General features: G+C 71.3%; 22 protein-coding genes. 15 read left to right on the top strand and 7 right to left on the bottom strand.

What is annotated here, in order from left to right; all coding sequences use genetic code 11:
- Positions 1–1,222: 1,222 nt before the first annotated feature.
- Entirely contained in the window at positions 1,223–2,122 is a 900-nt protein-coding gene (locus ADL25_RS21980) for an aminoglycoside phosphotransferase family protein (protein ID WP_059129466.1), read from the bottom strand.
- A 552-nt stretch (positions 2,123–2,674) separates the two neighbouring features.
- Between ADL25_RS21980 and ADL25_RS21975 the strand changes: the two genes are divergently transcribed.
- The 3 genes from ADL25_RS21975 to ADL25_RS21965 all read left to right on the top strand — a co-directional run bounded on the left by ADL25_RS21975 (position 2,675) and on the right by ADL25_RS21965 (position 5,017).
- Positions 2,675–3,625 carry a hypothetical protein gene (locus tag ADL25_RS21975; RefSeq protein ID WP_059129465.1) on the top strand — a complete coding sequence of 317 codons (951 nt, stop codon included), beginning with the start codon at positions 2,675–2,677 and terminating at the stop codon, positions 3,623–3,625.
- A 63-nt stretch (positions 3,626–3,688) separates the two neighbouring features.
- Positions 3,689–4,042 carry a hypothetical protein gene (locus tag ADL25_RS45400; protein ID WP_079050512.1) on the top strand — a complete coding sequence of 118 codons (354 nt, stop codon included), beginning with the start codon at positions 3,689–3,691 and terminating at the stop codon, positions 4,040–4,042.
- 171 nt (positions 4,043–4,213) lie between these two features.
- Positions 4,214–5,017 (top strand): HEAT repeat domain-containing protein, encoded by an 804-nt coding sequence (locus tag ADL25_RS21965; protein ID WP_199839191.1) that lies wholly within the window; start codon positions 4,214–4,216, stop codon positions 5,015–5,017.
- A 250-nt stretch (positions 5,018–5,267) separates the two neighbouring features.
- Here ADL25_RS21965 and ADL25_RS21960 read toward each other — a convergent pair whose 3' ends face one another.
- Positions 5,268–5,507, bottom strand: coding sequence for a hypothetical protein (locus ADL25_RS21960; RefSeq protein WP_059129650.1), 240 nt, complete (start codon positions 5,505–5,507; stop codon positions 5,268–5,270).
- 403 nt (positions 5,508–5,910) lie between these two features.
- Here ADL25_RS21960 and ggt point away from each other — a divergent pair, with 403 nt between their 5' ends.
- Complete coding sequence (gene ggt / locus ADL25_RS21955) at positions 5,911–7,710, top strand: gamma-glutamyltransferase (protein ID WP_059129464.1); 1,800 nt, start codon at positions 5,911–5,913, stop codon at positions 7,708–7,710.
- A gap of 18 nt (positions 7,711–7,728) precedes the next feature.
- Here ggt and ADL25_RS21950 read toward each other — a convergent pair whose 3' ends face one another.
- Both ADL25_RS21950 and map read right to left on the bottom strand, forming a co-directional pair.
- A complete protein-coding gene (locus tag ADL25_RS21950; protein ID WP_079050525.1) occupies positions 7,729–10,398 on the bottom strand; it encodes an ATP-dependent Clp protease ATP-binding subunit in 2,670 nt (889 codons plus the stop codon).
- A gap of 267 nt (positions 10,399–10,665) precedes the next feature.
- Positions 10,666–11,454, bottom strand: a complete 789-nt coding sequence (map, locus tag ADL25_RS21945; protein ID WP_059129463.1) for a type I methionyl aminopeptidase — start codon at positions 11,452–11,454, stop codon at positions 10,666–10,668.
- A gap of 73 nt (positions 11,455–11,527) precedes the next feature.
- Between map and ADL25_RS21940 the strand changes: the two genes are divergently transcribed.
- The 9 genes from ADL25_RS21940 to ADL25_RS21900 all read left to right on the top strand — a co-directional run bounded on the left by ADL25_RS21940 (position 11,528) and on the right by ADL25_RS21900 (position 22,737).
- Positions 11,528–11,782 carry a helix-turn-helix domain-containing protein gene (locus ADL25_RS21940; protein WP_059129462.1) on the top strand — a complete coding sequence of 85 codons (255 nt, stop codon included), beginning with the start codon at positions 11,528–11,530 and terminating at the stop codon, positions 11,780–11,782.
- Positions 11,783–11,983: 201 nt separating this feature from the next.
- On the top strand, positions 11,984–13,543 hold the full coding sequence (locus ADL25_RS21935) for a hypothetical protein (protein ID WP_059129461.1): 1,560 nt from the start codon (positions 11,984–11,986) through the stop codon (positions 13,541–13,543).
- A gap of 184 nt (positions 13,544–13,727) precedes the next feature.
- The gene (locus ADL25_RS21930; protein WP_059129460.1) at positions 13,728–14,570 is read left to right on the top strand and encodes a nitrilase-related carbon-nitrogen hydrolase; all 843 of its coding nucleotides are present in this window, start codon (positions 13,728–13,730) and stop codon (positions 14,568–14,570) included.
- A complete protein-coding gene (locus ADL25_RS21925; protein WP_059129459.1) occupies positions 14,567–15,850 on the top strand; it encodes an aspartate aminotransferase family protein in 1,284 nt (427 codons plus the stop codon). The genes ADL25_RS21930 and ADL25_RS21925 overlap by 4 nt, the downstream gene beginning before the upstream one ends.
- A gap of 67 nt (positions 15,851–15,917) precedes the next feature.
- On the top strand, positions 15,918–17,477 hold the full coding sequence (locus tag ADL25_RS21920) for a PucR family transcriptional regulator (protein WP_059129458.1): 1,560 nt from the start codon (positions 15,918–15,920) through the stop codon (positions 17,475–17,477).
- Between the two features lie 148 nt (positions 17,478–17,625).
- Positions 17,626–18,468, top strand: a complete 843-nt coding sequence (locus tag ADL25_RS21915) for a nitrilase-related carbon-nitrogen hydrolase (RefSeq protein ID WP_059129457.1) — start codon at positions 17,626–17,628, stop codon at positions 18,466–18,468.
- A gap of 146 nt (positions 18,469–18,614) precedes the next feature.
- Complete coding sequence (gene hydA / locus ADL25_RS21910; RefSeq protein ID WP_059129456.1) at positions 18,615–20,018, top strand: dihydropyrimidinase; 1,404 nt, start codon at positions 18,615–18,617, stop codon at positions 20,016–20,018.
- An 11-nt stretch (positions 20,019–20,029) separates the two neighbouring features.
- Positions 20,030–21,049: a TIGR03842 family LLM class F420-dependent oxidoreductase gene (locus ADL25_RS21905; protein WP_059129455.1), complete on the top strand. Its 1,020-nt coding sequence runs from the start codon at positions 20,030–20,032 to the stop codon at positions 21,047–21,049.
- A gap of 161 nt (positions 21,050–21,210) precedes the next feature.
- Positions 21,211–22,737 (top strand): NCS1 family nucleobase:cation symporter-1, encoded by a 1,527-nt coding sequence (locus ADL25_RS21900; protein WP_059129454.1) that lies wholly within the window; start codon positions 21,211–21,213, stop codon positions 22,735–22,737.
- Positions 22,738–22,764: 27 nt separating this feature from the next.
- Here ADL25_RS21900 and ADL25_RS21895 read toward each other — a convergent pair whose 3' ends face one another.
- Both ADL25_RS21895 and ADL25_RS21890 read right to left on the bottom strand, forming a co-directional pair.
- Positions 22,765–23,463, bottom strand: coding sequence for a hypothetical protein (locus ADL25_RS21895; RefSeq protein ID WP_059129453.1), 699 nt, complete (start codon positions 23,461–23,463; stop codon positions 22,765–22,767).
- A gap of 170 nt (positions 23,464–23,633) precedes the next feature.
- Positions 23,634–24,662 (bottom strand): carboxymuconolactone decarboxylase family protein, encoded by a 1,029-nt coding sequence (locus tag ADL25_RS21890; protein ID WP_059129452.1) that lies wholly within the window; start codon positions 24,660–24,662, stop codon positions 23,634–23,636.
- Positions 24,663–24,828: 166 nt separating this feature from the next.
- On the opposite strand from ADL25_RS21890, the gene ADL25_RS21885 reads away from it, so the two are divergent.
- Together ADL25_RS21885 and ADL25_RS21880 are read left to right on the top strand one after the other, a co-directional pair.
- On the top strand, positions 24,829–25,932 hold the full coding sequence (locus ADL25_RS21885; RefSeq protein WP_059129451.1) for a sensor histidine kinase: 1,104 nt from the start codon (positions 24,829–24,831) through the stop codon (positions 25,930–25,932).
- Complete coding sequence (locus tag ADL25_RS21880) at positions 25,929–26,591, top strand: response regulator (RefSeq protein WP_059129450.1); 663 nt, start codon at positions 25,929–25,931, stop codon at positions 26,589–26,591. Before ADL25_RS21885 ends, ADL25_RS21880 begins: the two co-directional genes overlap by 4 nt.
- 40 nt (positions 26,592–26,631) lie before the next feature.
- Here the strand turns inward: ADL25_RS21880 and ADL25_RS21875 are convergent, their stop codons facing one another.
- Positions 26,632–26,907: a DUF6480 family protein gene (locus ADL25_RS21875; RefSeq protein ID WP_374202935.1), complete on the bottom strand. Its 276-nt coding sequence runs from the start codon at positions 26,905–26,907 to the stop codon at positions 26,632–26,634.
- Between the last annotated feature and the right edge of the window lie 66 nt (positions 26,908–26,973).

Raw genomic sequence — 26,973 nt, 5'->3', positions numbered from 1 at the left:
TAGGTCCCGTGCGGGCAGGAGCGGGCGGTGAGGTCCGCGCGCGGCTGCGCGCGTTTCTACGTACGGCGATTGTGAAAGCCCCTTGTTCCCCCCGTCGGCTGGGCAGGATGATGCCGACGAGATGCGAGGGGGTGTGGTGGAGGACCTACATGCGCGTGCCGCTCAGGGGGACATCGGGGTAATCGGTGATCTGTTGGAATCACTTCTGGTTCCAGATCGCGTGTCGTCCGACGATCGAGGTCGAGCGCAGGGGGTGACGCCCGAGGTCCTTCGGGTGTGGTTGGACGCGGCCCATGCGCATCGGCCGCGCTCCCACCGATCTGCCGAGGAGTCGTTCGCCCTCTCTCTCGGGCAGGTGGCAAGGCAGCTTGTTTTGCTTGCGAGTGGCACGGGGCAGCCGTGGAACCATCTGCTCTCGCATCGGGTGTTCGTGTGGCCCGTGATAACGACTCCAGAGCTGCGTCAGCCGGTGCCGCTCGAGCCCGGGCCTCCCGTGAGTGTCCAGCCCGGGTACGGCTGTCCTCAGCCCGCCACTCCCGGTCCGGCCCTTGAGGTGCTCGCGTTCGCGGTGACCGTTGGGCTCGTTCCGTTCTTGCAGACGATTGCCACGCAGGCGGCGCAGCGGACTTTCGATGCGGCTCGTGCCGCGTTTCGGGAGCGTCTCGGCCGGGGGGAGGCTCGAGTCTCCGGGCCGTACCTGGTGATTGAGGAGCGGGATGGCCGTGTGGAGTTCCGTGTGCCGAGTGGTATCCCTGACGCGGCGTTGGAAGCGCTCGTCGCCCTCGGCGATCAGGGGTTGGAGCGGCTTGCCAAGGCAGATCCCAAGGGTCGGGCCGTGACTGTGACCTGGAACGCCGGGAGCGGACGTTGGGAGCGGGCCGTCTCCCAACGTTGACCTGTTGCTCGTTCGATCGCCGCATCATCGCGGGCGGTGAGGTCCGCGGGCGGCGGTGCGGGGCGCTCGCGTGGGGCGTGGTCGGGCGGCGAAGCGCAGGCGGTGAGGCCGCTGAAGGTCACGAGTTGGCGAGGCTCGAGGCGACGGGATGGCATTGAAGGCGGCTGAACGCTCATGCTGCTTCGGCGAAAGCACGCCGAAGCAGTGCGCTTGGCTCGAGTGTCCCCAACGGTCGACCTGGGCGTCCCGACCGCACGGCTCGCGGTGAGCAGGAGAGATGATCAGGCTGAAGACCGAACCCATGCCGGCCGCCGGCCTACCTCGAGGTCAAAGGCCCTGCAAAACACGATCGAGTGACGACCGTCCTGCCGGCCCCCACTCCCCCTTGCCGCCAGGTAGGCCGCGGTCGCCGTTCTGACCCATCAGCATCAAGAACAGGCTCTTCATCACGGCCAGCCCGCGCGCCCGTCGGACGGTCGCCTCATCCGCCTGTGCGTAGCTGCCGAAGAACCGTGAGGCGCCGCCCATGGGGAGCAGCACCCAGGCGGCCGCGAGGTCCCATGCCGGGTCGCCGGCGAAGAGGGCGCCGAAGTCGACGACACCCGCCAGGGTGCCGTCCGTGACGACGACGTTCGCGGGGTGCAGGTCGCCGTGCACCCACACTCGCGGGCCCTCCCATTCGGGAGCTGCGACCGCGTCGTCCCACACGGCCCGGATGTCGACCTCGGCGAAGCGGCCGAGGTCCACGGCCTGCAGGAAATGCTCGAAGCCGTCCGTGCATTCCCTGGGATGAGCGCCGAAGTCCGAGGCGTCCGGCGCATCGGTGGGAGCCTCCACATGCAGCGCCTTGAGGAAGGCCGCCAGCGTGTCGGCCGCGTGGTCGCCGCGGGTGATCGAGCCGTGGTCCAGCGGTGTGCCTTCGACCCATGTCATGACGGTCCAGACCTTGGGGAACCGCTCGGACGGCGCACCGTCCCGTACCGGAGTCGGAATCGCAAGCGGCAGGCGCGAGGCCAGCAGCGGCAGCCAGCGGCGCTCCTTGAGCTGGAGCTCGGGGGAGGTGTCCATCCGTTGCATCCGGACGGCCAAATCGTCCCCGAGCCGCCACATCTGGTTGCCCCAGCCGCCTGCCACCTCGCGGACGGGCAGCTCGGCCAGGTCCGGATGCTGCTCTCGCAGTAGAGCGCGGACCAGATCTTCGCTGATCTCAATCTCGGATTCGATCATGGGGAGTCACGGTACTCAAGGAAGGCAAAGCCGACCCTGCCTTGTGGGAGAGCCGGTTCCCCGTTGCGACCCATCTCACCATTTCTCACCACGGGCCAGGGCTCCGTCGAGGCCGCCTGAAGTCCTTGCCGCATCGAAGAGGCCGATGGGAAGGGCCGACGCGAGCGGTGAGACGTGTACACGAGACCGGCGCCGCCTTGTCGGTACGGCGCTCCGCGCACGCACGATCACGATCAGGTGCACATGCCCTCGGTCACGCCGTCAGTTCCGGTGCCGGCAGGACGTGTTGGCCCGTTCGGAGAGTCCGTGGGCGACGTCCCTGGCGGAGGCCGCAGCGCGGGGTCGCCCCGGTGCGCGGAGAGACGACTCCTGTGACCGTGGGCCGTAGCGGTCATTGTCCTCGGCCGTACGGGGGAATCCACGGACCGGCGCCGGGGGACGGTCACCCGGTCGGGGATCCCTTCTGCCGATCACGGGCGCTCACGTGGCTCTTGACGACGACAGTGGTGCCGGGCCGTCGAGCACGCCCTGCGCTGTGACAGGAGGAGTGGGATGTTCAGGCGAGCGGACCGGGCCGCGGGGCCGCGGTGGACCACGGTGGCGGCGACGGTGGGAGCCGTCACGCTGACGGGGGTGAACGCCACTGTGGCGGAGGGATACACCCCGGTGGACTGCCGCGGCAACCCTTCGGCACTGCAGACCGCGATCGCGGCTGCCGCCCAGGGAGCGACGCTCAGCGTGCGAGGGAGGTGTATCGGCCCCTTCACCATCGGCAAGTCTCTGACCCTCGTCGGCCGGGGACAGGCAGTACTCGACGGCAATCACGCGGGCACCACTGTGACGATCAGCGGAGCCGTGCATGTGCGGCTGACCCGCCTGACCGTCACCGGGGGACAGGGGAGCAGGGGCGGAGGCATCCTCAACGCCGGTGGCACGCTGACGGTGGCCCATTCCACGGTGACCGGGAACGCCTCCAGCAGCACCGGGGGCGGCATCCGCAACGAAGGCACGGTGAGGGTGCAATTCTCCTCGGTGCACCACAACACAGCCCGGACACTCGGCGGCGGCCTCGACAACGTAGGGCCGAGCGGCAGGCTGGTGGTCATCCGATCGACGGTGCACCACAACACCTCCAACGAGGTCGACGGTGGAGGCATCTTCAACGACGGCACGGCGACGGTGGACTTCTCCGTGGTCAGTGACAACAGGGCGCCCGTCGGCAGTGGAGGCGGCATCCGCGACACAGGCGCCAACGGCAGGCTGACCCTGAACGGCACGCTGGTGCGTGACAACAGGGCGGCAGGCGTCGGCGGCGGCGTCAGTGTCGGCGCAACGGCCGTGGCGACGCTGAACCATTCACAGGTGCGCAACAACTTCGCGGGAACCGCCGGCGGCGGCATCAATGCCGACGCAGGCACGGTGACGGTGAACCGCACACGGGTCGCCGGCAACGTGCCGAACAACTGCGCCCCGACAGGCGCTGTACCCGGCTGCGTCGGCTGAAGTCCACACACCTCACGGACAGCCGTCGCCGCCGGCGCGCGCCGACGGCCTACGCTCAGTTGTGTGCATGCGTTGCTGCCGATCTTGATCCTGCTGGGCGCCCTCGCCGTGGTCCTCGGCTGTTTCGTGTGGCTGGCAGCGCGTATGCGTCGCCGCGACCTGGCGGGCGGAGCCGCAAGCGCTGCCCTGGCCTCGTACGAGGAGGTCTTCCGCGCGACCGCTCACCAGGCCCACTACGAGATCCGGGCGCAAACGGAGCGCAAGGCGCCGGCCCTGTCGCCCGCCGGCCACGGCCGACTCCTCCTGGACGGGACGAACCGTCCGAGTGACGGCGATCGGCCGCACCGGGTACGCCGTGGCCGTCGATCCGTGCGAGGGCTCGCGCGCCGGTTGAGGCGATGGAGGCACGGGCGCTGACCGGTGCCCTGGCCGGTGCCGGGCCACGGCAGATCCGGCGACTTCAGCGGATCGCCGGCCTGGACGTACAGGGCGGCGCAGGAGTGTCCGACTCGGTGTGCCCAAGGACGTCGGGCTCTTCCTTTCGCACCCCGAGGGTCCCGTGGAACAGGGCGGTTAACATGCCCGGTCATGGCGATGTTCGTGCACTTGACGTCGGCGGCGAACGTACGGCGCGTCCGGCGGTCGGGTATCCGGGCGGTCGGCCGGGGACAAGACGGTGCGCGAGGGGTGTACTGCTTTCCGGTGCTGCCGTCGTACACACTCACCCATCAATGGCTGCGCGAACTGGCCCGCTTCGGCACCCGAGGCGGGCTTGCGGCCGTCCACGTACGGCTGGACGACGAGCAGCACGTACTGGTCCGGCACTATGCGGACCGGACACGGGACGCCCGGTCCGCCGTTCCCGCGGCCGAGGCGGTGGGGCGGATCGCCGCACTGGACGACCCGCGAGGGTGGGAGGTGTTCGTACCCCGGGCGATCCGGCCTTCCGAAGTGCACCGGGTCCGCACCGCGCCACAGGTCGTGGGCTGGCGGTACCGGCCGGGTGCGCACGGCGTCCGCCCCTGCACCTGCTTCGGATGCCGGGTGAGGGGAGGGTACGGGGCGCGGCGCCTGCGTGAGCGGTTGCCGCATCCGCTGGACGGGCCGCCGCCGCCGGCCGAAGTGCTGCTCGCCAGGATCGCGGCGGCCGGCGCCCCCGGAGACCCAGCCGTGCTGCGGGAGGCGCTGCATTGGTTCGGTATGCGTCGACGGGGCCCGCTTCCCCAACTCGCCCGCCTTGCCGCGCACCCCGACCCCGGCGTGCGGGAGGAACTCGTGTGGGCGGTCGCCCGCTGGTCCACCCCCGGGGTGGCCGAGCTGCTGGACGGACTCGCCCACGACCCGCACCCGGACGTCCGGGAGGCGGTGGAGGCCGTCCGTGAGTCGCCGTGATCGCCGACTCCTTGGAGTCCGTCCATCGCCCCCAACACCTTGCGTGCAGGTGTGACTTCCTCGAGGCCGACCGCACCCCATGGCCCGGCGAACCGAGCCGGAGCCGCGTCGGACGGAGTCACCCGCCGAAGGACACGGACGTCAACAGGCCGATGACATCGGGGTCCTGAGGCGCGGGACTGCCGCGCACGGCGGCGGGTCCGTGAGCGGCCCTGGGCGGGGGTGGGGCGGGAAACGTGTGTCACGCGGTTCAGCCCGGCAGCGGCTTCCACGTCGTCGGACCCGGGGTCCGGCCCTCGGGGGGATAGTCGCAGTCGATGCTGGTGACCTCGCGGTCGCCGTCGTCCGAGTCGACCACGGCGACACCCGTGCAGACCCTGCCGTGCTCGTCGGTCCAGGTGACGACCTCGCTGCGGTCGGCGCAGCCCGCGAGTACCACCATGCCCACGACCGCCGACCCGGCGAGTGCGGTCCTGCGATTCCCCCTCATGCGGTCCCCCGTCAGGTTGAGCCCCACGGCGCGGGTTCGCCCCGCGCCGAACCCGGCTACAGCCTTGGTACCGCCGGGAGTTGAACAGTCCGCCAACGGGTCGTCACAGACCCGGGAGAGGAGTACGTACCGGACCTCGACCAAGCCGTCAGCCGCTCTCGGCCATGTTTCACCCCGGGCCGTTCACCCCAGCGGTCGTAACCGCGGGGGCCTCGCGCATCCGTGCGCCCACCTCGTCGTTCGCGCCGATCGCGCGCCGTCCGGAGGGTGTTGGCCCGGCCGTGCACTGTCTCGTCCACGGGTACGCATGGTGGCGCACCCGCGGCGAGCGGTGTTCGATGGGACTGACGGGACCATGGCAATACGATTACGCTGCGTGGACGGTCGTCCACTGGAGGTGCGAATGCGTCGCCCTGTCGCACGGAAACTGGCGGTGTTGGCGGTCTCGGCCGCTGTGGTGTCGGTGGGAGCGGCGGGGCCGCCGGGGACCGCCCGCCCGGCCCCCGCGAAGGTGCCCGTGGCCGTGGGCTACGGCGGCGCCGTCGCGAGTGTCGACGCGGACGCCACCGCCGCCGGTGTCGAGGTCCTCAGAAAGGGCGGCAACGCGGTCGACGCGGCCGTGGCCACCGCCGCCGCACTCGGCGTCACCGAGCCGTACTCGGCGGGCATCGGCGGAGGCGGCTACTTCGTCTACTACGACGCCAGGACCAGGTCGGTGCACACCATCGACGGCCGTGAGACGGCCCCGCTGACCGCGAACTCCCGGCTCTTCGTGGAGAACGGCAAGGCGCTCGCCTTCGCCGACGCCGTCAGCAGCGGCCTGAGCGTCGGTACTCCCGGCACACCCGCCACCTGGCAGAAGGCGCTGGACGAGTGGGGCACCGAGCGGCTCGGCAAGGTCCTCGAGCCGGGCGAGCGGATCGCACGCCGGGGGTTCACGGTCGACGACACCTTCCGCTCGCAGACCGCGTCCAACGAGACCCGTTTCCGGTACTTCCCGGACACGGCCAAGCTGTTCCTGCCGGGCGGGCAGCTCCCCGTCGTCGGCTCCTCGTTCAAGAACCCCGAGCTCGCGCGCACCTACGAGGAACTGGGCCGCAAGGGCATAGGCACGATCTACCACGGCGACCTCGGCGAGGACATCGTCGCCACCGTGAACAAGCCCCCGGTGGATCCGGCCTCCGGCTGGAACGCCCGCCCGGGCGAGCTGTCCGCACGGGACCTCGCGGCCTACCGGGCCAAGCTCCAGGCACCCACGAAGACCTCGTACCGCGGTCTCGGCGTCTACTCCATAGCGCCGTCCTCCTCCGGCGGCACGACGGTGGGCGAGGCCCTGAACATCCTGGAGCGGACGGACCTGTCGAAGGCGAGCCAGGTGCAGTACCTGCACCACTTCATCGAGTCGAGCCGTATCGCCTTCGCCGACCGCGGGCGCTGGGTCGGTGACCCCGACTTCGAGAACGTGCCGACGGACGGGCTGCTGTCGCAGAAGTACGCCGATTCGCGGGCGTGTCTGATCAAGGACGACGCGGTGCTCACCAGCCCGCTCGCACCCGGTGACCCGCGCCACCCGGCGGCCTGCGGCACTGCGGGCAAGGCGGCCCCGACGACGTACGAGGGCGAGAACACCACGCATCTGACCGTCGCCGACAAGTGGGGCAACGTCGTCTCCTACACGCTCACCATCGAGCAGACCGGCGGCAGCGGCATCACCGTCCCGGGCCGGGGCTTCCTGCTGAACAACGAGCTGACGGACTTCTCCTTCGCACCCGCCGACCCGGCCGTCCACGACCCGAACCTGCCCGGTCCCGGGAAGCGGCCGCGCTCCTCGATCTCGCCGACGATCGTGCTCGACAAGGACGGCAAGCCGGTCGTGGCGCTCGGCTCGCCCGGCGGCGCGACGATCATCACGACGGTGCTCCAGACCCTGACCGGGTTCCTCGACCGGCATCTGCCGCTGGTGGACGCCATCGCCGCGCCACGTGCCAGCCAGCGCAACGCGGCGAAGACGGAACTCGAACCCGCCCTCTACAACAGCGATCTACGGGCGCAGCTGGAGGCGATCGGGCACTCCTTCACGCTGAACCCGGAGATCGGTGCCACGACCGGTGTGCAGCGGCTGCCGGGCGGCAAGTGGCTGGCAGCCGCCGAGAAGGTGCGGCGCGGCGGCGGGTCGGCGATGGTCGTGTCCCCGGCGCCGTGAGCGGCCCTCGCGCGGCTCTCACTCGGGACGGCCGGTCCCGTCCCCTTCGGGGCGGGCCGTCTCACCGCCCTGCACCGTGGGAGGGGTGATGCCGCCGCCGGGCTCCATGGGGCCGGCCTGTGCACCCCGTTCCACGGGGGCGACGGCCGGTTCCGGGTGGGCGGGCGGCTCAGCCCGGAAGGTGAGCCGTCCCTCGTCGGTGTCCACCACGACCCTGCCGCCCCGCTCGATCCGGCCGTCCAGCAGCAACCGGGACAGCTGGTTGTCGACCTCCCGCTGGATGGTGCGGCGCAGTGGCCGGGCGCCGTACTCCGGCTGGAAGCCGCGCTGCGCCAGCCAGTCGACGGCCCCGTCGGTGAAGGAGACGTCGATGTCCTGGGCCTGAAGCATGCGCCGCGTCTTGTCGAGCATCAGATCGGTGATGCGCCGCAGTTGCTCGGCGGTCAGCTGCCGGAAGATCACGATCTCGTCGATGCGGTTGAGGAACTCCGGCCTGAAGTGCTCACGCAGCGGCCGCAGGATCTGCTCACGGCGCGCCTCCTCGTCCGCGTCGGCACCGCCCGGCCCGAATCCGATGCCCGCGCCGCGGCGGGTGATCGCCTCGGAACCGAGGTTGCTGGTCATCACGATGACGGTGTTGGTGAAGTCCACCGTGCGGCCCTGGGAGTCGGTGAGCCGGCCGTCGTCGAGGACCTGCAGCAGGATGTTGAAGACGTCCGGGTGGGCCTTCTCCACCTCGTCCAGCAGCAGCAGGGAGTACGGGTGGCGTCGTACGACCTCGGTGAGCTGGCCCGCCTCCTCGTGGCCGACGTACCCGGGCGGGGCGCCCACGAGGCGACTCACGGTGTGCCGTTCCTGGTACTCGCTCATGTCCAGCCGCACCATGCGCTCGTCGCTGCCGAAGAGCACCTCGGCGAGCGCGCGGGCCAGCTCGGTCTTGCCGACGCCGGTAGGGCCGAGGAAGAGGAAGCTGCCGATCGGCCGCTCGGCGCTGGACAGACCGGCGCGCGAGCGCAGCACGGCGTCGGCGACCGCGCCGACCGCCTCGTCCTGCCCGATGACCCGCTGGTGCAGATGCTGCTCAAGCCCGAGCAGCCGTTCCTTCTCCTCCTCGGTGAGCCGGCTGACCGGGACACCGGTGAGCCGCGAGACGACCTCGGCGATGGCCTCGGCGGTCACCTCCAGGTGCTGCCCCTCGTCGGCCTCGGTGTCGCCGGAGGCCTGCCCGATCCGCTCCTTGAGCCCGGTGATGCGGTCGCGCAGCTGGGTGGCCTGCTCGTACTGCTCGTCGGCCACCGCCTGGTTCTTGTCCCGGGTCAGCTGCTCGACCTCGCGCTCCATGGTCCGTACGTCGGTGCCCTTCGTACGGGCGCGCAGCCGCACCCGGGCGCCGGCTTGGTCGATCAGGTCGATCGCCTTGTCCGGCAGATGGCGGTCGGTGAGATATCGGTCGGACAGCTCCACGGCCGCCACCAGCGCCTCGTCGGTGTAGCGGACCTGGTGATGGGCCTCGTAGCGGTCGCGCAGTCCACGCAGGATCTCGATGGCGTCGGTGACGGACGGCTCGGGCACCAGGATCGGCTGGAAGCGGCGGGCCAGCGCCGCGTCCTTCTCGATACGGCGGTACTCCTCCAGCGTGGTGGCGCCCACGACGTGCAGCTCACCGCGGGCCAGGGCGGGCTTGAGGATGTTGCCCGCGTCCATGGACGCGCCTTCCGTGCCGCCGCCACCGGCGCCGACGACGGTGTGCAACTCGTCGATGAAGACGATCAGTTCGTCGGAGTGCGACCGGATCTCGCCGACGATGTTGTTCAGCCGCTCCTCGAAGTCACCGCGGTAGCGGGTGCCGGCGACGACGCCGGTCAGGTCCAGGGCGACGACCCGGCGGCCGCACAGGATGTCGGGCACGTCGCCGTCGGCGATGTGCTGGGCGAGTCCCTCGACGATCGCGGTCTTGCCCACCCCCGCGTCACCGATGAGGACGGGGTTGTTCTTGCCGCGCCGGGACAGCACCTCGATGGTCTGCTCGATCTCGTCGTCCCGTCCGATCACCGGGTCGATACGCCCCTGATGGGCGAGGCCGGTGAGGTCGCGGCTGTACTTGTCCAGGGTCGGCGTGGGGCTGGGGCGCGGCCGCTCCGGGCGCGCCTGCGCGGTTTCCCCCGTTTCGGGGGCCGGTCCGGGCGGAGCGAAGTGCGCGGAGTGCAGGATGTGCCCGGCGGCCGAGTCCGGGTTCGCCGCAAGGGCGCTGAGCACGTGCTCGGGGCCGATGTAGCCGGTGCCGCTCGCCCGGGCCAGCTCGTGGGCGTCCAGCAGGGCGCGCTTGACGGCGGGCGTCAGTGACAGAGAGGTGGGCGGAGGCACGTCGCCCGGGCCCTGGGCCGGACCTGAGCGCTGGTCGATCTCCGTCGCCAGCGAGTCGGGATCCGCTCCGGCGCGGGTGAGCAGACTCCTGGTCGGTTCGGCGGAGAGCGCGGCGCGCAACAGATGCTGGGTGTCCAGGTCGCGGCTGCCGTGCTGGGCGGCGTACTGCGCCGCTCCCACCACGAGCTGCCGGGCCGGCTCGCTCAGCAGCCGGCCGAGGTCGATCTGCCGGGGACCGGGACGCTGTCCGCCGAAGATTCGTGAGAAGAACTCTGCGAAGGGGTCCGAGCCGTAGCCCTGCGGACCGTTGAACCCGCTGGTCATGGCCATCCGTTCCGGCGTCCCGGCGGGGGCCCGGGACACGCTCGTTGATCGACGTGCCGGTGCCGGGTGCCCGGGCGGGGCCCGGTTACACCTGTGGGCGCGCCCGGCGCACGTACCACGATTACACGAACGCACTCGGGCGGCATGTCCAGCAGGACGCGCGCGGTCCGGGTACCGGCCGCGGGGCGGGGCCGTCGGCCGTCGGGGCCGGTCGCGTCACGCGGCGGGAAGGCACGGCCCGCGGCCGGTACCCGGCCCCCGGGCGTCTCACCCGGCCGGGGCCCGCACCTCGCGGGCCGTCAGGATGCGCGGCCCCGCGTCCGTGATCGCCACCGTGTGTTCGGTGTGGGCCGCGCGGGAGCCGTCGTCCGTGCGGAGGGTCCAGCCGTCGGGGGCCGCGTGGTAGGTGTCCGTGCCGCCGCCGATGAGCATGGGCTCGATGGCCAGGACCATGCCGTGGCGCAGCCGGAGCCCGCGGCCCGGGCGGCCCTCGTTCGGGACCGGGGGATCCTCGTGCATCCTGCGGCCCACGCCGTGCCCGCCGAAGTCGTCCATGATGCCGTACCCTGCCGCCCGGCACACCGAGCCGATCGCGTGCGCGATGTCCCCGATGCGGTTGCCGACGACGGCCGCCTCGATGCCGGCCGCGAGTGCCCGCTCCGCGGTTTCGACCAGCCGCAGGTCCTCCGGCCGGGGCCTGCCCACGACAAAGCTGATCGCCGAGTCGCCCACCCAGCCGTCCAGTTCGGCACCGCAGTCGACGGAGACCAGGTCGCCGTCGCGCAGCCGGTAGCCGTCCGGGATCCCGTGCACGATCGCGTCGTTGACGGACGCGCAGATGACCGCAGGGAAGGGGGTCGGCGCGAAGGAGGGGCGGTAGCCGAGGAACGGCGAGCTCGCACCCGCGTCGCGCAGCACCCCGTGGGCCACCTCGTCCAGTTCCAGCAGGGAGACGCCCACGCCGGCGGCGTTCCGCACCGCCGTGAGGGCCCGGCCGACGACCTGCCCGGCCGCGTGCATGGCATCGATCGACGGGTCTGTCTTGAGTTCCACCATGCCAATTACTATACCGCAGAATCCCAATTACTATACCGGTCGCACCATGGGGGACCGGTATTAGAATGGGCGCATGGTTCGCAATCCGTTGACCCCCGAAGAGCACGAACGCGGCGAGCGTCTCGGGCTGTTGCTGCGCGAGGCCCGCGGGTCCCGCAGCATGGCGGAGGTGGCCGCGGGTGCCGGGATCTCCGCCGAGACGCTCCGCAAGATCGAGACGGGACGTGCGCCGACCCCGGCGTTCTTCACCGTCGCCGCTCTCGCCCGCGTACTCGGGCTGTCCCTGGACGACATCGTCGGGCAGTGCGCGCTGATCGTGGCGGCCTGAGCCGGAAAGGCGTCCTCGGGCGCGCGATCGACGCCGGGGAGGGGCGGGGAGGCGGGGAGCCGGTCGGCGCGGGTGTGCACGGCCGGGGAACGCGCTCCCGGAGGGCTCTGCCCCGGTCCGGAAAACTCTCTGTAGCGCCGTCGTAACACGGCTGGTGTTCCCTACCGCATCGGGGTACTCCACTCGGGCGGGAGCTGGACGATGGCGGTGGATCAACTCCCTGTTCGAGTTCGGGAGTTCGCGGGCTACCTGCAGGAGCTCGTGTCCAGGCTCGACCAGGGTGGCGGCTGGTGCGGGGTGTTCTGGCGGCGTGATCCCGAGGGGATGCGGTCCTGTCTCGAGGGCCGGGAGGTGCCGCCGTGGGACGTCGTGGAGTCGCTCCTGCACGACCTCGCCGGGGTCTGGGGAACCCAGGCCGCCGCGCTGGAGGCGAAGCGGGCGCAGGCGCTGCACGGCGCTTCGCTCGCCGCGCACGACGCCCGGCCCGGCGGCCGGGAGGAACTCACCGGCCGACTCGACGGGCGGCTGCGCGAACAGCGTTACGCGGCCGGGCGCCAGGCGGAGCTGCGACGCCTGCTGGAGTCGGCCGGCACCCGCGAGGAGGCCGAGTCGCTCCGCCTCGATCTCGCCTGGGCCGAGGACGACCACGAACGTGCCACGGCCCGGTGCGCGGAGCTCCGCCGGCGGATGGAAGCCCTCGAGGCACGCGTCCCGGGCCCCCGGGAGCGGGGCGAACCGGATGTCCGCCCGGACCCCGAGCGGGACGGCCTGGGAGCGCCGCGGGCCCGGGAAGCGGCCGCTCACCGGGACGAAGGGCCCGGCCACGGTTTCGGCGGACCGGCCGGCGCGAGCGCACCGGGGCCGACGGGCGGCGACCGTGAGCGGAGGGAGGGCGGCGGTCCGGCCGGGCCGGACAGCGGTGGTGACGGCGGCCCGAGCGCTCCGCACGGCATCCTTCGGCCGTCGGTGGAGCGCGACGCGGAACACACCCGTGAACCCGAGGAGCCCGCTCGGGCCCCCGAACCCGGCGGCGGGCGGTGGGCCGGGCGCCGCCCGCGTGGCAGCGCCCGTTTCGCCGGGGTGCTCGGTGTCCAGGAGGCTTCCGGGGACGCCGTGCCCGCCCCGCAAGCGCCCGCCACGAGCCGCCGCGGCCCCCGTGGCGCCCGTTTCGCCGGGGCCGCAGACGTCGAGAGCGCGGAGGTGACCGAGCCGCCCCGGCAGCCCGCCGACGAGTCCGAGCGGCGGATCATCGCGGAGGCCGTCGCGACGCTCACCCGGTTGCGTGCCGAGGGCCGCAGCGGTGAGGCGCACGCCCTGCTCGTCGAGGCCGCCCACTGGCCCGTCGGCCGCTACCCGGCACTCGCCGCCGCGCTGCACCGCGCGGGCCTCGGCGCCGACTGGACCACCCTGCTGTGGGAGGCCGCCTCCCTGCCGGCCGCCGACCTGGTCTCCGTGGCCGACACCCTCACCGTCGCGGGCCGCACCGCGGACGCCGAACAGGTGCTGCGCCAAGGGGTCGTACGCCCCCCGGCCGAGATCGGCGAAGCCGTCCTCGCACTGAGCACCGAGGGCCGGCACCGCGAGGTCCGCGCTCTTCTGGATACATACGTGCGTATCCGTGTTCCGGAGGAGGCGGTCCGCTGCGCGTCGGCCGACCCGCAGCGGCTCGTGCCGCTGCTCCTCGACGCGGCCCGGGGCGTCTCCGACGCCCGGCACCGCGATCTCGTGCACGCCCTCAGGGTCGCCGGATTCAGCGGCTGAGCGGCCCGCCGACAATCCGACCACTCACCCGCAAGGAGTGCGAAACGTGATCGACTCAGCGGGTTGGCGACGATGGTCTTGGCAAGGCCGTCGCAGGGGCTTACGTTCGACCCTCTACCACCTGTGTCTACGGGCGTAGAGGCTCTGACGTCCCCGCGAGGACAACAGGCAAAGGAGCGGCATCATGGCCCACGTCGTACGCGCCGCACTGGTCCAGGCGACCTGGACCGGTGACACCGAATCCATGATCGCCAAACATGTGGAGCACGCCCGCGAGGCGGCCCGCACGGGTGCGGAGATCATCGGCTTCCAGGAAGTCTTCAACGCCCCCTACTTCTGCCAGGTCCAGGAACCCGAGCACTACCGCTGGGCCGAGCCCGTGCCCGACGGCCCCACGGTCACCCGTATGCGGGAGCTGGCGCGGGAGACCGGCATGGTGATCGTGGTCCCCGTCTTCGAGGTCGAGCAGTCCGGCTTCTACTACAACGCCGCCGCCGTGATCGACGCGGACGGCACCTACCTCGGCAAGTACCGCAAGCACCACATCCCCCAGGTCAAGGGCTTCTGGGAGAAGTACTACTTCAAGCCGGGCAACCTCGGCTGGCCCGTCTTCGACACCAAGGTCGGCAAGGTCGGCGTGTACATCTGCTACGACCGCCACTTCCCGGAGGGCTGGCGGCAACTCGGTCTGAACGGCGCCCAGTTGGTCTACAACCCCTCCGCCACCTCCCGCGGTCTGTCCGCCTACCTCTGGCAGCTGGAGCAGCCCGCGGCAGCCGTCGCCAACGAGTACTTCGTCGCCGCCATCAACCGCGTGGGCCGGGAGGAGTACGGCGACAACGACTTCTACGGCACGAGCTACTTCGTCGATCCCCGTGGGCAGTTCGTGGGGGAGGTCGCCGACGACAAGGAGGAGGAACTCGTCGTGAGAGATCTCGACTTCGACCTTATCGAAGAGGTGCGGCAGCAGTGGGCGTTCTACCGCGACCGCCGCCCCGACGCGTACGAAGGACTGGTGAAGCCGTGAGTGACCTGTACGCCCGCCACAAGGCCGTCCTGCCCGACTGGCTCGCCCTCTACTACAAGGACCCGCTGGAGATCACCCACGGCGAGGGCCGCCATGTCTGGGGCGACGACGGGAGGAAGTACCTCGACTTCTTCGGCGGCATCCTCACCACGATGACCGCGCACGCCCTGCCCGAGGTCACCAAGGCGGTGACCGAGCAGGCCGGGCGGATCCTGCACTCCTCGACCCTCTACCTCAACCGGCCGATGGTCGAACTCGCCGAGCGCATCGCCCAGTTGTCGGGCATCCCGGACGCCCGAGTGTTCTTCACCACGTCCGGCACCGAGGCCAACGACACCGCGCTGCTGCTGGCGACCACCTACCGGCGCAGCAACCAGATCCTGGCGATGCGCAACAGCTACCACGGCCGCTCCTTCAGCGCGGTCGGCATCACCGGCAACCGCGGCTGGTCGCCCACCTCGCTGTCACCGCTGCAGACCCTGTACGTCCACGGAGGCGTCCGCACCCGCGGTCCGTTCGCCCGACTGAGCGACGCCGACTTCATCGCGGCCTGTGTCGCGGACCTGAAGGACCTGCTCGGGCACACGCGGTCGCCCGCGGCGCTGATCGCCGAGCCGATCCAGGGTGTCGGCGGCTTCACCTCGCCGCCCGACGGGCTCTACGCGGCCTTCCGCGAGGTCCTCGACGAGCACGGCATCCTGTGGATCGCGGACGAGGTGCAGACCGGCTGGGGCCGCACCGGCGACAACTTCTGGGGCTGGCAGGCACATGGCCACAGCGGGCCGCCGGACATCCTCACCTTCGCCAAGGGCATCGGCAACGGCATGTCCATCGGCGGTGTCGTGGCCCGCGCCGACATCATGAACTGCCTTGACGCCAACTCCATCTCGACGTTCGGCGGCACCCAGATCACCATGGCGGCGGGGCTCGCCAATCTCTCGTACCTGCTCGAGCACGACCTCCAGGGCAATGCCCGGCGTGTCGGCGGACTGCTCATCGAGCGGCTGCGGGCCGTCGCCGCACAACTGCCCGTCGTACGGGAGGTGCGCGGCCGCGGCCTGATGATCGGCATCGAACTGGTGCGCCCCGGCACCGACGAGGCCCACCCGGACGCGGCGGCGGCCGTGCTCGAGGCGGCCCGCGCGGAGGGCCTGCTGATCGGCAAGGGCGGTGGGCACAACACCAGTGTGCTGCGCATCGCCCCGCCGCTCACGCTCACCGTCTCGGAGGCCGAGGAGGGCGCCGCGATCCTCGAACGCGCCCTCGGGAGCGTCCACTGACGACCCGTCTCCTCGACAGCGCCGTCGCGAGGTGTCTTCGGTAGATCCAGAGCAAGGGAAGACAGCCATGGCCACCGCCCTGGAACCCGCCCTGTCGGTACGCCAGGTCCTCACGCTGGACCGGGTGCTCGCCGGAGAGCCCGAGGTGGTGGCCGGCGCCGGACACCTCGACCGGCCGGTGCGCTGGGTGCACGTCGCGGAGGCACCCGATGTCGGGGTGATGCTCAGTGGCGGGGAGATGGTCCTCACCACCGGGGTGCTGCTCGCCGGTGACGAGCACAAGCAGACCGAGTACATCCGGTCCCTGCACCGCGCGGAGGCCGCGGCCGTGGTCCTCGGGCTCGGCCGCGCCTTCCCCGTCCCCCCGGACGTGATGCGCCGGGCCGCCGAGCGCTGCGGGCTGCCCATGGTGGTCCTGCACCGCCCCTTCCCCTTCGCCGAACTGACCGAGGAGGTCCAGTCCCGGCTGGTGCGGCGGAAGTTCGCTGCGGTGAGCCTGTCGGAGTCCGTACGCACGGCGCTGACCGGCCTGATCACCGCGTGTGCCCCGCTCCAGGGGCTGCTCGACGAGATCGCGGTGCATGCCGGCTGCCCCGTGATCCTCACCAATCTCGCCCACCGGGTGCTCGCCACGGCGGGGGAGCGGTCCGCCGTCGACGACGTGCTGCGCGACTGGGAGCGCATCGCACGGCAGGCCGGCGGCAGCGAGGGCGACGGCTGGGTCCGCGCCGAGCTGAGCGGCGGCGGCGAGCGCTGGGGCCGCATCGTGCTGTGCGGCTACCGCGGTGACCACCCCATCGGACGCCTCCTCGCCGAGCGCGGGGCCGAGGCCCTGGTCCTGCACCGGATGCTCCACGGCTCCGCGCACTCCTGGGAGGAGCAGTCCGCACGGGGTCTGCTGACAGACCTCGTCTCCGGGGCCGTACCGGCCCGCCAGCTTCTGCCGCGCGCCCGCGCGGCCGGACTGCCGGTCAACCGCCGCACCTTCGTCCCCCTCGTCGTCCGCGACGGCGACCCGGTCCACCTCGACCGCGTCCTGCGGCTGCTGGGCCTGTCCGGACTCGTCGCGGAACTGGCCGACGGAGCCGCCGCCGTGCTGCTGAGTCTCGCCCGCGACCAGGACGCCGAGTCGCTGACCGCGCACTTCGCCGCCCGGCTGCGGACGGAGCACCAGGCGGGCGGTACGGTCGTCGCCGCGGCCGACGCACGAGCCGCCTGGGAGGAGGTGCCCGAAGGGCTGCGCGAGGCCCGGCACGTCGCCGACGCGGTCGCCGACCACTCCGCCGCACTCGACCTGCCACCCGTGGTGCGACTCAGGGACGTCCATCTGCGCGGTCTGGTCCGGCTGCTGCGCGACGACCCCCACGTCCAGTCCTTCGCCGAGCGGGAACTGGACGGGCTGCTGCGCGGACGCGAAACCGAACAGGAGCTGCTGCCCGTGCTGCGGACGTATCTCGCCACCGGCCGCAACAAGTCCCGTACCGCCCAGCTCCACCACGTCAGCCGACCTGCCCTCTACCGCAGGCTGGAGGCCATCCAGGCGTGCCTCGGAGTCGACCTGGACGACTTCGAGCAGGCGGCGTCCGTGCACATCGCACTGCTCGCGCACGACGCCCAGCAGAGGTGAAACGCCGTGGAAAAGTGGGGGAAACCAGTGCGCACGCGCCGGGGTGACACGGTGGAACGCCCGACGTCCGCAGACGTGACACGGTGCAACTCAAACCGGCTTCCCGGACTTCCTAGGCTCACCGCACACCGAGCGACCGGAGGTCCCGATGAGCAGAGTGATCCGTGCCGCCCTCTTCCAGACCGCCTGGACGGGCGACAAGGAATCGATGATCCAGGTCCACGAGCAGGCGGCGCGCGACGCGGCGGCGCAGGGTGCTCAGGTGCTGTGTTTCCAGGAGCTGTTCTACGGGCCGTACTTCTGCCAGGTCCAGGACCCGGCGTTCTACGCCTACGCCGAGCGGATTCCGGACGGCCCGATCGTCAGGCGCTTCCAGGCGCTGGCGAAGGAACTGGGCATCGTGCTGGTCCTGCCCATGTACGAGGAGGAGCAGCCCGGGGTCCTCTACAACACCGCCGCGGTGATCGACGCCGACGGCTCGTACCTCGGCAAGTACCGCAAGACCCACATCCCGCAGGTGAAGGGCTTCTGGGAGAAGTTCTACTTCCGGCCCGGCAACTCGGGCTGGCCGATCTTCGACACCAAGGTCGGCAAGGTCGGCGTGTACATCTGCTACGACCGCCACTTCCCGGAGGGCTGGCGGGCGCTGGGGCTCGCGGGCGCCGAGGTCGTGTTCAATCCGTCGGCGACCTCGCGCGGCCTGTCCGGCTATCTGTGGCAGCTGGAGCAGCCGGCGGCGGCCGTGGCCAACGAGTACTTCGTGGGCGCGATCAACCGGGTGGGCGTCGAGGAGCTCGGCGACAACGACTTCTACGGGACCTCGTACTTCGTGGACCCCGAGGCGCAGTTCGTCGGCGAGGTGGCGAGCGACAAGGAGAGCGAACTCGTCGTCCGCGACCTCGATCTGGCGAAGCTGCGGGAGGTACGCGACCGCTGGCAGTTCTACCGGGACCGGGCGCCGGGGGCGTACGGGCCGCTGATCGCTCCGTGACGGAGGGGACTCCCGCGCCCCTGCCGGGGGCGCGGGGCCGCACCACCATGCGGCTCCGCCGCGTGCGCGCGACCAGCCACAGACAACCCGCAGAAACCGACCGCATCCCAGCGGAGCGTCCACGCAGGTAAGGGAGCACAGGGAGCATGAGCAGCCGTACCGTCATCCGCGGTGGCCTCGTCATCACCGCGTCCGACGAGATGCACGCCGACGTCCTGATCGAGGAGGGCCGCATCGCCGCCCTCGCCGCGACCGGCACCCCGGCCGCCGAGGCATTCACGGCCGAGCGGACCATCGACGCCACCGGCAAGTACGTGATCCCGGGCGGCGTCGACGCCCACACCCACATGGAGCTGCCGTTCGGCGGCACCTTCGCCTCCGACACCTTCGAGACCGGCACCCGGGCGGCCGCCTGGGGCGGGACGACCACGATCATCGACTTCGCCGTGCAGAGCGTGGGCCACTCGCTGCGCGAGGGCCTGGACGCCTGGCACGCCAAGGCGGAGGGCAACTGCGCCGTCGACTACGGGTTCCACATGATCGTCTCCGATGTGAACCAGGAGACGCTCAAGGAGATGGACCTGCTGGTCGAGGAGGGTGTCACCTCCTTCAAGCAGTTCATGGCCTACCCGGGCGTCTTCTACAGCGACGACGGCCAGATCCTGCGTGCCATGCAGCGCTCCGCCGAGAACGGCGGCCTGATCATGATGCACGCCGAGAACGGCATCGCGATCGACGTGCTGGTCGAGCAGGCGCTCGCCCGCGGCGAGACCGACCCCCGCTACCACGGCGAGGTCCGCAAGGCCCTCCTGGAGGCCGAGGCGACCCACCGCGCCATCAGGCTCGCCCAAGTCGCGGGCGCGCCGCTGTACATCGTGCACGTATCGGCGCAGGAGGCCGTCGCCGAGCTGATCCGGGCACGCGACGAAGGGCTCGACGTCTTCGGCGAGACCTGCCCCCAGTACCTCTTCCTGTCCACGGACAACCTGGCCGAGCCGGACTTCGAGGGCGCGAAGTACGTGTGCTCGACCCCGCTGCGGCCCAAGGAGCACCAGGCGGCCCTGTGGAAGGGGCTGCGCACCAACGACCTCCAGGTGGTCTCCACCGATCACTGCCCCTTCTGCTTCGTGGGCCAGAAGGAGCTGGGCCGGGGCGACTTCTCCAAGATCCCCAACGGAATGCCGGGCGTCGAGAACCGCATGGACCTGCTCCACCAGGCCGTCGTCGACGGGCACATCTCCCGCCGCCGCTGGATCGAGATCGCCTGTGCCACCCCGGCGCGGATGTTCGGCCTGTACCCGAAGAAGGGCACCCTCGCCCCGGGCGCGGATGCGGACGTCGTCATCTACGACCCGCACGCCGAACAGATCATGTCCGCCGAGACGCACCACATGAACGTCGACTACTCGGCGTACGAGGGCAGGCGCACGACCGGCCGGGTCGAGACCGTCCTCTCGCGTGGCGAACCCGTCATCACCGAGCGGGAGTTCACCGGGCGTGCCGGACACGGCGTCTACACCCCCCGCTCCACCTGTCAGTACCTCAACTAGGAGTGGCGCACATGGACTTCGGACTCGTCCTGCAGACCGATCCGCCGGCCTCGAGAGTCGTCAGCCTCATGAAGCGCGCCGAGCGCAACGGGTTCCGCCACGGCTGGACCTTCGACTCGGCCGTGCTGTGGCAGGAACCGTTCGTCATCTACAGCCAGATCCTGGCGAACACCCGGAAGCTGACGGTCGGGCCGATGGTGACGAACCCCGGCACGCGTACCTGGGAGGTCACCGCCTCCACGTTCGCCACGCTCAACGACATGTTCGGCAACCGCACGATCTGCGGCATCGGACGCGGCGACTCGGCGATGCGCGTCGCGGGCCGAAAGCCGAACACGCTGGCCCGTATCAGCGAGGCCATGAAGGTGATCCGGGCGCTGGGCCGTGGCGAGGAGGCCGATCTCGGCGGCACGGTGATCAGGTTCCCCTGGATCAAGCCGGGCGCCGAACTCCCGGTCTGGATGGCCGCGTACGGTCCCAAGGCCCTGAAGATGGCCGGCGAGGAGGCGGACGGTTTCATCCTCCAGCTCGCGGACCTGTATCTGACCGAGTACATGGTCAAGACGGTGAAGGACGCGGCCTCGGCCGCCGGGCGCGACCCGTCCGAGGTCAAGATCTGCGTCGCCGCCCCGGCATACGTCACCGAGGACGACTCGCCGAAGGCGCTCGCCCACGCCCGTGAGCAGTGCCGCTGGTTCGGCGGCATGGTCGGCAACCACGTCGCCGATCTCGTCGCCAAGTACGGCGAGCACTCGGGTGCCGTACCCGATGAACTCACCGCGTACATCAAGGCCCGTGAGGGCTACGACTACGCCCACCACGGGCGCAGCGGCAATCCCGACACCCAGTTCGTGCCCGACGAGATCGTCGACCGGTTCTGTGTCATCGGCCCCGCCGAGCGTCACGTCGAGAAGCTGACGGCACTGCGAGAGCTGGGCGTCGACCAGTTCGCCCTGTACGACATGCACGACGCCCAGGAAGCCGTCATCGACGCCTACGGCAGCCGGGTCATCCCGGCCGTCAACGCTTGAGGGAGCAGGCTCCCCTCCGTTCGTTCCTCTCCGCTCGCCCCCTTCCCGCTCCCCGGGAAGGGGGCCCAGGGCGCTCCGTTCCCCGTGGTTCCGGGGCGCACCCCCCATCGGCGCCGCCGCCCGCACGGCCTTTCCCGTCCCGACTCACGATTGGCCTGCCCATGACCGACACCGTTCCTCCGGCCCCACCGATGTCCGATCAAGTCACCCTCGCCGACGGGCGTGTGGAGTTCGCTCCGGGCTCCCCGCCGCCGAGCGGTCCGTACGCCAACGAGGACCTGCTGCCGGTCCCCGTCGGCAGACGGACGTGGAACACGTACAACTTCTCCGCGCTGTGGGTCGGCATGGCCCACAACACGGCCTCCTGGACCCTGGCTTCCGGTCTGATGGCCGTCGGCATGGACTGGAAACAGGCGGTGTTCACCATCGCCCTGGCCAATGTGATCGTGCTGATCCCCATGCTGCTCACCGGCCATGCGGGACCCAAGTACGGCATCCCCTTCCCGGTCTTCGCCCGCTCCTCCTTCGGGGTGCGCGGCGCCAACCTGCCGGCCGTGGTACGGGCGTTGGTCGCCTGCGGCTGGTTCGGCATCCAGACCTGGATCGGCGGCGAGGCGATCTACTTCCTCGCCGGGAAGCTCATCGGCGACAGCTGGGCCAACGCCTCGAAGGTCGGCGGCTACGCCTGGACCATGTGGCTGTCGTTCGCGATCTTCTGGGTGATCCAGGTCGCCATCATCTACCGGGGCATGGAGACCATCCGCCGCTTCGAGAACTGGGCGGCGCCCTTCGTGCTCGTCGGCGCCCTCGTGATGCTGGTGTGGATGAGCAACAAGGCGGGCGGCCTCGGCCCGCTCTTCGACCAGCCCTCCAAGCTCGGCTGGGGCGGCGACTTCTGGAAACTGTTCTGGCCCTCGCTCATGGGCATGATCGGCTTCTGGTCCACACTGTCGCTGAACATCCCGGACTTCACGCGCTACGGCAAGAGCCAGAAGGCCCAGACGTGGGGCCAGGCGCTCGGCCTGCCGACCACGATGACGCTGTTCGCGTTCCTGTCGGTGCTGGTCACCTCGGGTTCGCAGGCGGTGTACGGCCAGCCGGTCTGGGACCCGGTGCAACTGGCCGCCAAGACGGACAACGTGGTCGGTCTGCTCTACGCGCTGGTGACCGTGCTGGTGGCGACCCTTTCGGTGAACATCGCGGCGAACCTCGTCTCGCCCGCGTTCGACTTCTCCAACGTCGCCCCCCGGAAGATCAGTTTCCGCACCGGTGCCCTCGTCACCTCCGTGCTCGCCGTGCTGATCTTCCCCTGGAAGCTGTACTCCGATCCGCAGGGCTACATCTTCACCTGGCTCGGTCTCGTCGGGGGCCTGCTCGGCACGGTGGCGGGCATTCTCATCGCCGACTACTGGATCCTGCGCCGCGGCTCCCTCGACCTCGCCGATCTCTACCGACGGGGTGGCCGGTACTGGTACAGCGGCGGCTGGAACTGGCGGGCCGTCGTCGCCTTCGTGGTCGGCGGCGTGCTGGCCATCGGCGGCGCGGACTTCCATCCGCTGGTCGACGGCCGTCCGATCCCGGCCCTGTCGCCCCTCGCCGACTACGGCTGGGCGGTGGGCCTTGGCACCTCGATGACGCTGTACCTGCTGCTGATGCTGCTGCGTGGCCGGGAGCGGGCCGAGGCCTGACACGCAGGGCCGACGCGCGGAGGGCGGTCAGCCCTGCTTCTGACCGCCCTGCAGCGCGGCCACCGCGTCCTTCGCGGCCTTGATGGCGCCCTTGTTGATCTCGTCCGTGCTGGGCGCCTTCTTCGACTCGAAGTCGCTGCCGTTGTACGTGATGGACACCAGCGCGTTGGCCATACGGACCAGCACCACACCCTCGCGGGTCTGCTGCTTGTCCTCGGTGGTGAGGTTGACCACCGAGTAGGCGGCGTCCCCGAGACCGGGGACCGCCCCGCCACCGCTCTTCTCGGTGGTGCGCTGGGTGTAGGACTTCTTCGCCTGCTCCTGCGAGTCCGTGATCTCGAAGGACACATCGAGCCAGCGGTAGTCGTAGCCCTTGAGCGCGTTCCAGGAGCAGGTGCGTCTGATGGACTTGTCCGTCGAAGGGATCTCCTTCCCGGCCGTCTTGGCGCCCGGGACCAGCGACTGGATCGTCTTGACGGACACACCGCCGCACGGCGTGGGCGCAGACGTGTACGTCTTGGCGGCGGCCTCCGTCGCGGGCGCGGAGGCGTCGCCGCTCCCGCTGCTCTGGGTGTCGTGCGTGCTCTGACCCCCCTGCGCGGACTTCTGGTCGGTGGCCGGGGCGGCCGCCAGGGGCCCGGACGACAGGGCCCAGCCCGCCGAGGCGAGCACGGCGACCGGCAGCAGGCGCGCGGTCAGGGCGAGCGGCAGAGGAAGAGACTGCACGGGCGCTCTCGTGGGGACGGTGCGGAGTGGGGTCCACACTGCGGACGGGACGCCAGTGTCACATGACTGACTGTGGTGCGGAAGGGCGAACTCGCTCCGTGCTCGTGCGGTGACAGCGTTGGCTGTTGACGGGCTGTGAGTTCCTGGGGCCCCTTGCCACGGTGTGCCCTTTATGCGTGCGCCGCTTCCCCCGTCGCCGGCAGGGGCAGTGCGCTCTCGATCCGGTCGACGGCGGCGAAGGCCCCGTAGGCGACGACGTGGACAAGACAGCGGTCGGTGTGCTCCGGCCGCCGCCAGGCGGCGACGTCCTCGTCCGTGATGCGGTACGGCGCGAGGGCCGCCAGGATCGCGAGGCGCGCCGCGGGCCGCTCCCGGCGGTCCGGCACCCCGTCCAGGGCGAGCGGCGGGTGCGATCCGTCCCAGGTCCGCAGGGCCTCCCGCACGAGGTCCCGGTCCTCGGCGTCGAGGAGGTCGGCGTCCCCGCCCTGCGCCCGGTGCGACCCCCCGGCGGCCGAGCGCAGTGCCGCGTAGGCGGGGCCGACACAGGCACCGGCCGTCCAGGCCGGAGCCGGCCCGGGATCGTCCAGCAGGGACAACGCCGCGCCGGGCACGGCCCGCCTGCGCACGGTCCTGCCGACCGCGCGCCCGGCGACGCTCCGCACCGCCCGCAGCCGCTGGGCGTTCCACGGCAGAAGCTGTTCGGTCAGCAGCGCGGAGACGATCCGGTTGATGAAGTGGAAGGCGAGCGCGGTGCCCAGGTAGGCGGGGGCGTGCTCCCGGGGGAACGGGTACGGCATCGGATCGGTGCCCGGGACGCGGGTCGCCCGCCCCCAGTCGAGCACACGCGCGTGCTCCTCGTGCTTCGGCCGCTCCCCGCGCGCCAGTCGCTCGGCGAGCGCGTGGTCGCCCGTGGCGTGCAGCAGCATGGTGTGCGCGTCCACGCAGAACGGGCACTTGTTGGCGAGCGAGACTCCGAGAGCGGCCAGTTCCTTGCCGGTGCGGCTGCCGGCGCCCGCGATCAGCGACTCGCGCAGCAGCGCCCAGGCCGGGACGAGGATCTCGGGCGCGGAGGAGAGGACCACGAAGGTGGGTGGGCGTTCGATGCCGAAGTCCCGGGAGATCTGCTCGTAGACCTCGGCGACGCGTCCGGTGGCCGACCTGGGCGGCGTGGGTTCGGTGTAGCGGAAGGGTGTGGACATGGGCAGCAGCCTGCGCCCCCGAGGTGCCCGCGGTCGTCGTACGGTCGAAGGCAACCGTGGGTGGGACGCCCGGCCCGGTCGTCCGGGGCACTACTGCACCGGGAGTAGCGGCGGAGCCGTCCGCAGGGCGGACGCCCGGGCCGTCGGCGCGGTCTACTGTGCGGGCATGGGCGGGCACCCGGTGACACGCAGGCGCCTCGCCGACGCGGCCCTGGCGGTCGTGGTCGGCGCTCTCGTCGTGACCGCGGCCGCCTTCCGCGCGGACACCACGGCCGCCGACTACGCACTGATCGCGCTGGGCTCGGCCGCCCTGGCGTGCTACCGCGAGGCGCCGCTCGCGGTGCTGGCCGTGGCGACGTCGACCGGGTCGGCCTATGTGCTGCACGCCCACCCGGGGCCGCTCGCCGCCCTTCCGGTCCTGGGCGCCGTGCACACCGCGGCCCGTGCGGGTCACCGCGGCCTCGCGGCGGTGGCGAGCGGTGTGTTCCTCGCCGCGTACGTGGCGACGGGGCCCGCCACCCAGGACGTGGTGGAGCGGACCGCGCTGCTCGCGGGCTGGTTCCTCTGCGCGGTCGTCACGGGTCTGGCCGACCGCAACTGGCAGGCCTATCTGCGGCAGACCGAACAGCGCGCACTGGAGGCCGAGCGCACCCGGGAGGAGGCCGCGCGGCGCCGTGCCGGTGAGGAACGCCTGCGGATCGCCCGGGAGTTGCACGACTCCCTCACCCACAGCATCTCGATCGTCAAGCTCCAGGCGGGAGTCGCGGCCCATCTCGCCCGCAAACGGGGCGAGGAGGTGCCGCCCGCTCTGCTGGCCATCCAGGAGGCGAGCGGCGAGGCGATGCGTGAACTGCGCTCCACCCTCGAGGTGTTGCGTTCCGACGAACGGGCCGGCTCGCCCGCCCTGCTCGTGGAGCGGGCGTGTGCGGCGGGCCTGGCCGCCGAGCTCACGGTGACCGGAGAGGCGCGGCCCCTGAGCGTGGCGGTGGACCGCGCCGTGTACCGCATCGTCCAGGAGGCACTCACCAACGCCGTGCGGCACGCGGGAGCCGCGCGGGTGAGCGTGGGACTCGACTACGGCGAGCGGGAGTTGACGGTACGGGTGGACGACGACGGCACCGCCGACCCGGCCCGTCCGCCGGTGCCCGGAACCGGCCTCACCGGTATGCGGGAGCGCGTCACGGCACTCGGCGGCACCCTGCACGCCGCGCCGCGCGCGCAGGGCGGCTTCTCGGTGCTGGCGCGGCTGCCGAGCGGAGGACCGGGATGATCACCGTGGCGCTCGTCGACGACCAGGCGCTGATGCGGGCCGGCTTCCGGGCGCTGCTGGACGCCGAGGAGGGGATCGAGGTGGTCGGCGAGGCGGCCGACGGTGAGCAGGGCCTCGCGCTGGTGCGTGCCGCGGTACCCGACATCGCACTGATCGACGTGCAGATGCCGGTGATGACGGGCATCGAGGCGACCCGCCTGATCGCGGCGGATCCCGTGCTCGCCTCCGTCCGCGTGGTCATCCTGACCAACTACGGCCTGGACGAATACGTCTTCGAGGCGCTGCGGGCCGGTGCGAGCGGCTTCCTGCTGAAGGACACCGAACCGGAGGACCTGCTCCAGGGCCTTGAGGTGGTGGCACGCGGTGACGCCCTGCTGTCGCCGTCGGTCACGCGCACCCTCATCGGCGAGTTCGTCTCGCGGCCGCCGGACCGCTCCACCGCCCCGGGCCTGGAGTGTCTGACCCGCCGCGAACGCGAGGTGACGGCGCTGGCGGCCCGCGGCCTGACCAACGAGGAGATCGCCGCCCACATGGTCATCAGCCCGTTCACGGCCAAGACGCACATCAGCCGGGCGATGACCAAACTGGGCGCAAGGGACCGCGCCCAGCTCGTCGTCTTCGCCTATGAGTCGGGTCTGGTCAGGGCGCGCGAGACGTGAGGCCCGCGCGCGGAGCCGCCGGTCGCGGCGACACCGGCGCTCACACCATCAGCGCGATCGCGTAGGCCAGGAAGAACCCGGCCACCAGGACCACGAGGATCATGATCACGGTCAGCGGCGCCGCGGCCCAGCCCCGGCTCCTCATGTACTCCTGCTGCGGAACGGCCTCCTCTACGCTGCTCTCGCCCGGCGGCGTCTCGCCCGGCGGAACGCCGCCCGGCTCGACCCTGGGCCTCCATGACGGCGCGGCGCCGGGTGCCCCGTAGCGGTGGTCCCAAGTGCCGCCCGCCCCGCTCCTCCCGTGCATCTGGTTCATGTTGTCCGAATACCCGCACCATCGACGGCCAAGCGGACATAGCGCTATAAAATGGACAGCTTCATG

This window comes from Streptomyces sp. NRRL F-5122 (assembly GCF_001507435.1).
Lineage (GTDB): Bacteria > Actinomycetota > Actinomycetes > Streptomycetales > Streptomycetaceae > Streptomyces > Streptomyces lannensis.
Note: the sequence above shows the minus strand (reverse complement) of the source record. Positions and strands in the feature narration are given on the sequence as shown.

Coding starts and splice junctions, on each gene's coding strand:
- hydA (WP_059129456.1), top strand. CDS start 18,615: ATGAGCAGCCGTACCGTCATCCGCGGTGGCCTCGTCATCACCGCGTCC.
- ADL25_RS21930 (WP_059129460.1), top strand. CDS start 13,728: ATGGCCCACGTCGTACGCGCCGCACTGGTCCAGGCGACCTGGACCGGT.
- ADL25_RS21950 (WP_079050525.1), bottom strand. CDS start 10,398: ATGACCAGCGGGTTCAACGGTCCGCAGGGCTACGGCTCGGACCCCTTC.
- ggt (WP_059129464.1), top strand. CDS start 5,911: ATGCGTCGCCCTGTCGCACGGAAACTGGCGGTGTTGGCGGTCTCGGCC.
- ADL25_RS21965 (WP_199839191.1), top strand. CDS start 4,214: ATGGCGATGTTCGTGCACTTGACGTCGGCGGCGAACGTACGGCGCGTC.
- ADL25_RS21935 (WP_059129461.1), top strand. CDS start 11,984: ATGGCGGTGGATCAACTCCCTGTTCGAGTTCGGGAGTTCGCGGGCTAC.
- ADL25_RS21915 (WP_059129457.1), top strand. CDS start 17,626: ATGAGCAGAGTGATCCGTGCCGCCCTCTTCCAGACCGCCTGGACGGGC.
- ADL25_RS21920 (WP_059129458.1), top strand. CDS start 15,918: ATGGCCACCGCCCTGGAACCCGCCCTGTCGGTACGCCAGGTCCTCACG.
- map (WP_059129463.1), bottom strand. CDS start 11,454: ATGGTGGAACTCAAGACAGACCCGTCGATCGATGCCATGCACGCGGCC.
- ADL25_RS21980 (WP_059129466.1), bottom strand. CDS start 2,122: ATGATCGAATCCGAGATTGAGATCAGCGAAGATCTGGTCCGCGCTCTA.
- ADL25_RS21885 (WP_059129451.1), top strand. CDS start 24,829: ATGGGCGGGCACCCGGTGACACGCAGGCGCCTCGCCGACGCGGCCCTG.
- ADL25_RS21900 (WP_059129454.1), top strand. CDS start 21,211: ATGACCGACACCGTTCCTCCGGCCCCACCGATGTCCGATCAAGTCACC.
- ADL25_RS21940 (WP_059129462.1), top strand. CDS start 11,528: ATGGTTCGCAATCCGTTGACCCCCGAAGAGCACGAACGCGGCGAGCGT.
- ADL25_RS21880 (WP_059129450.1), top strand. CDS start 25,929: ATGATCACCGTGGCGCTCGTCGACGACCAGGCGCTGATGCGGGCCGGC.
- ADL25_RS21890 (WP_059129452.1), bottom strand. CDS start 24,662: ATGTCCACACCCTTCCGCTACACCGAACCCACGCCGCCCAGGTCGGCC.
- ADL25_RS21905 (WP_059129455.1), top strand. CDS start 20,030: ATGGACTTCGGACTCGTCCTGCAGACCGATCCGCCGGCCTCGAGAGTC.
- ADL25_RS21875 (WP_374202935.1), bottom strand. CDS start 26,907: ATGAACCAGATGCACGGGAGGAGCGGGGCGGGCGGCACTTGGGACCAC.
- ADL25_RS21960 (WP_059129650.1), bottom strand. CDS start 5,507: ATGAGGGGGAATCGCAGGACCGCACTCGCCGGGTCGGCGGTCGTGGGC.
- ADL25_RS21975 (WP_059129465.1), top strand. CDS start 2,675: ATGTTCAGGCGAGCGGACCGGGCCGCGGGGCCGCGGTGGACCACGGTG.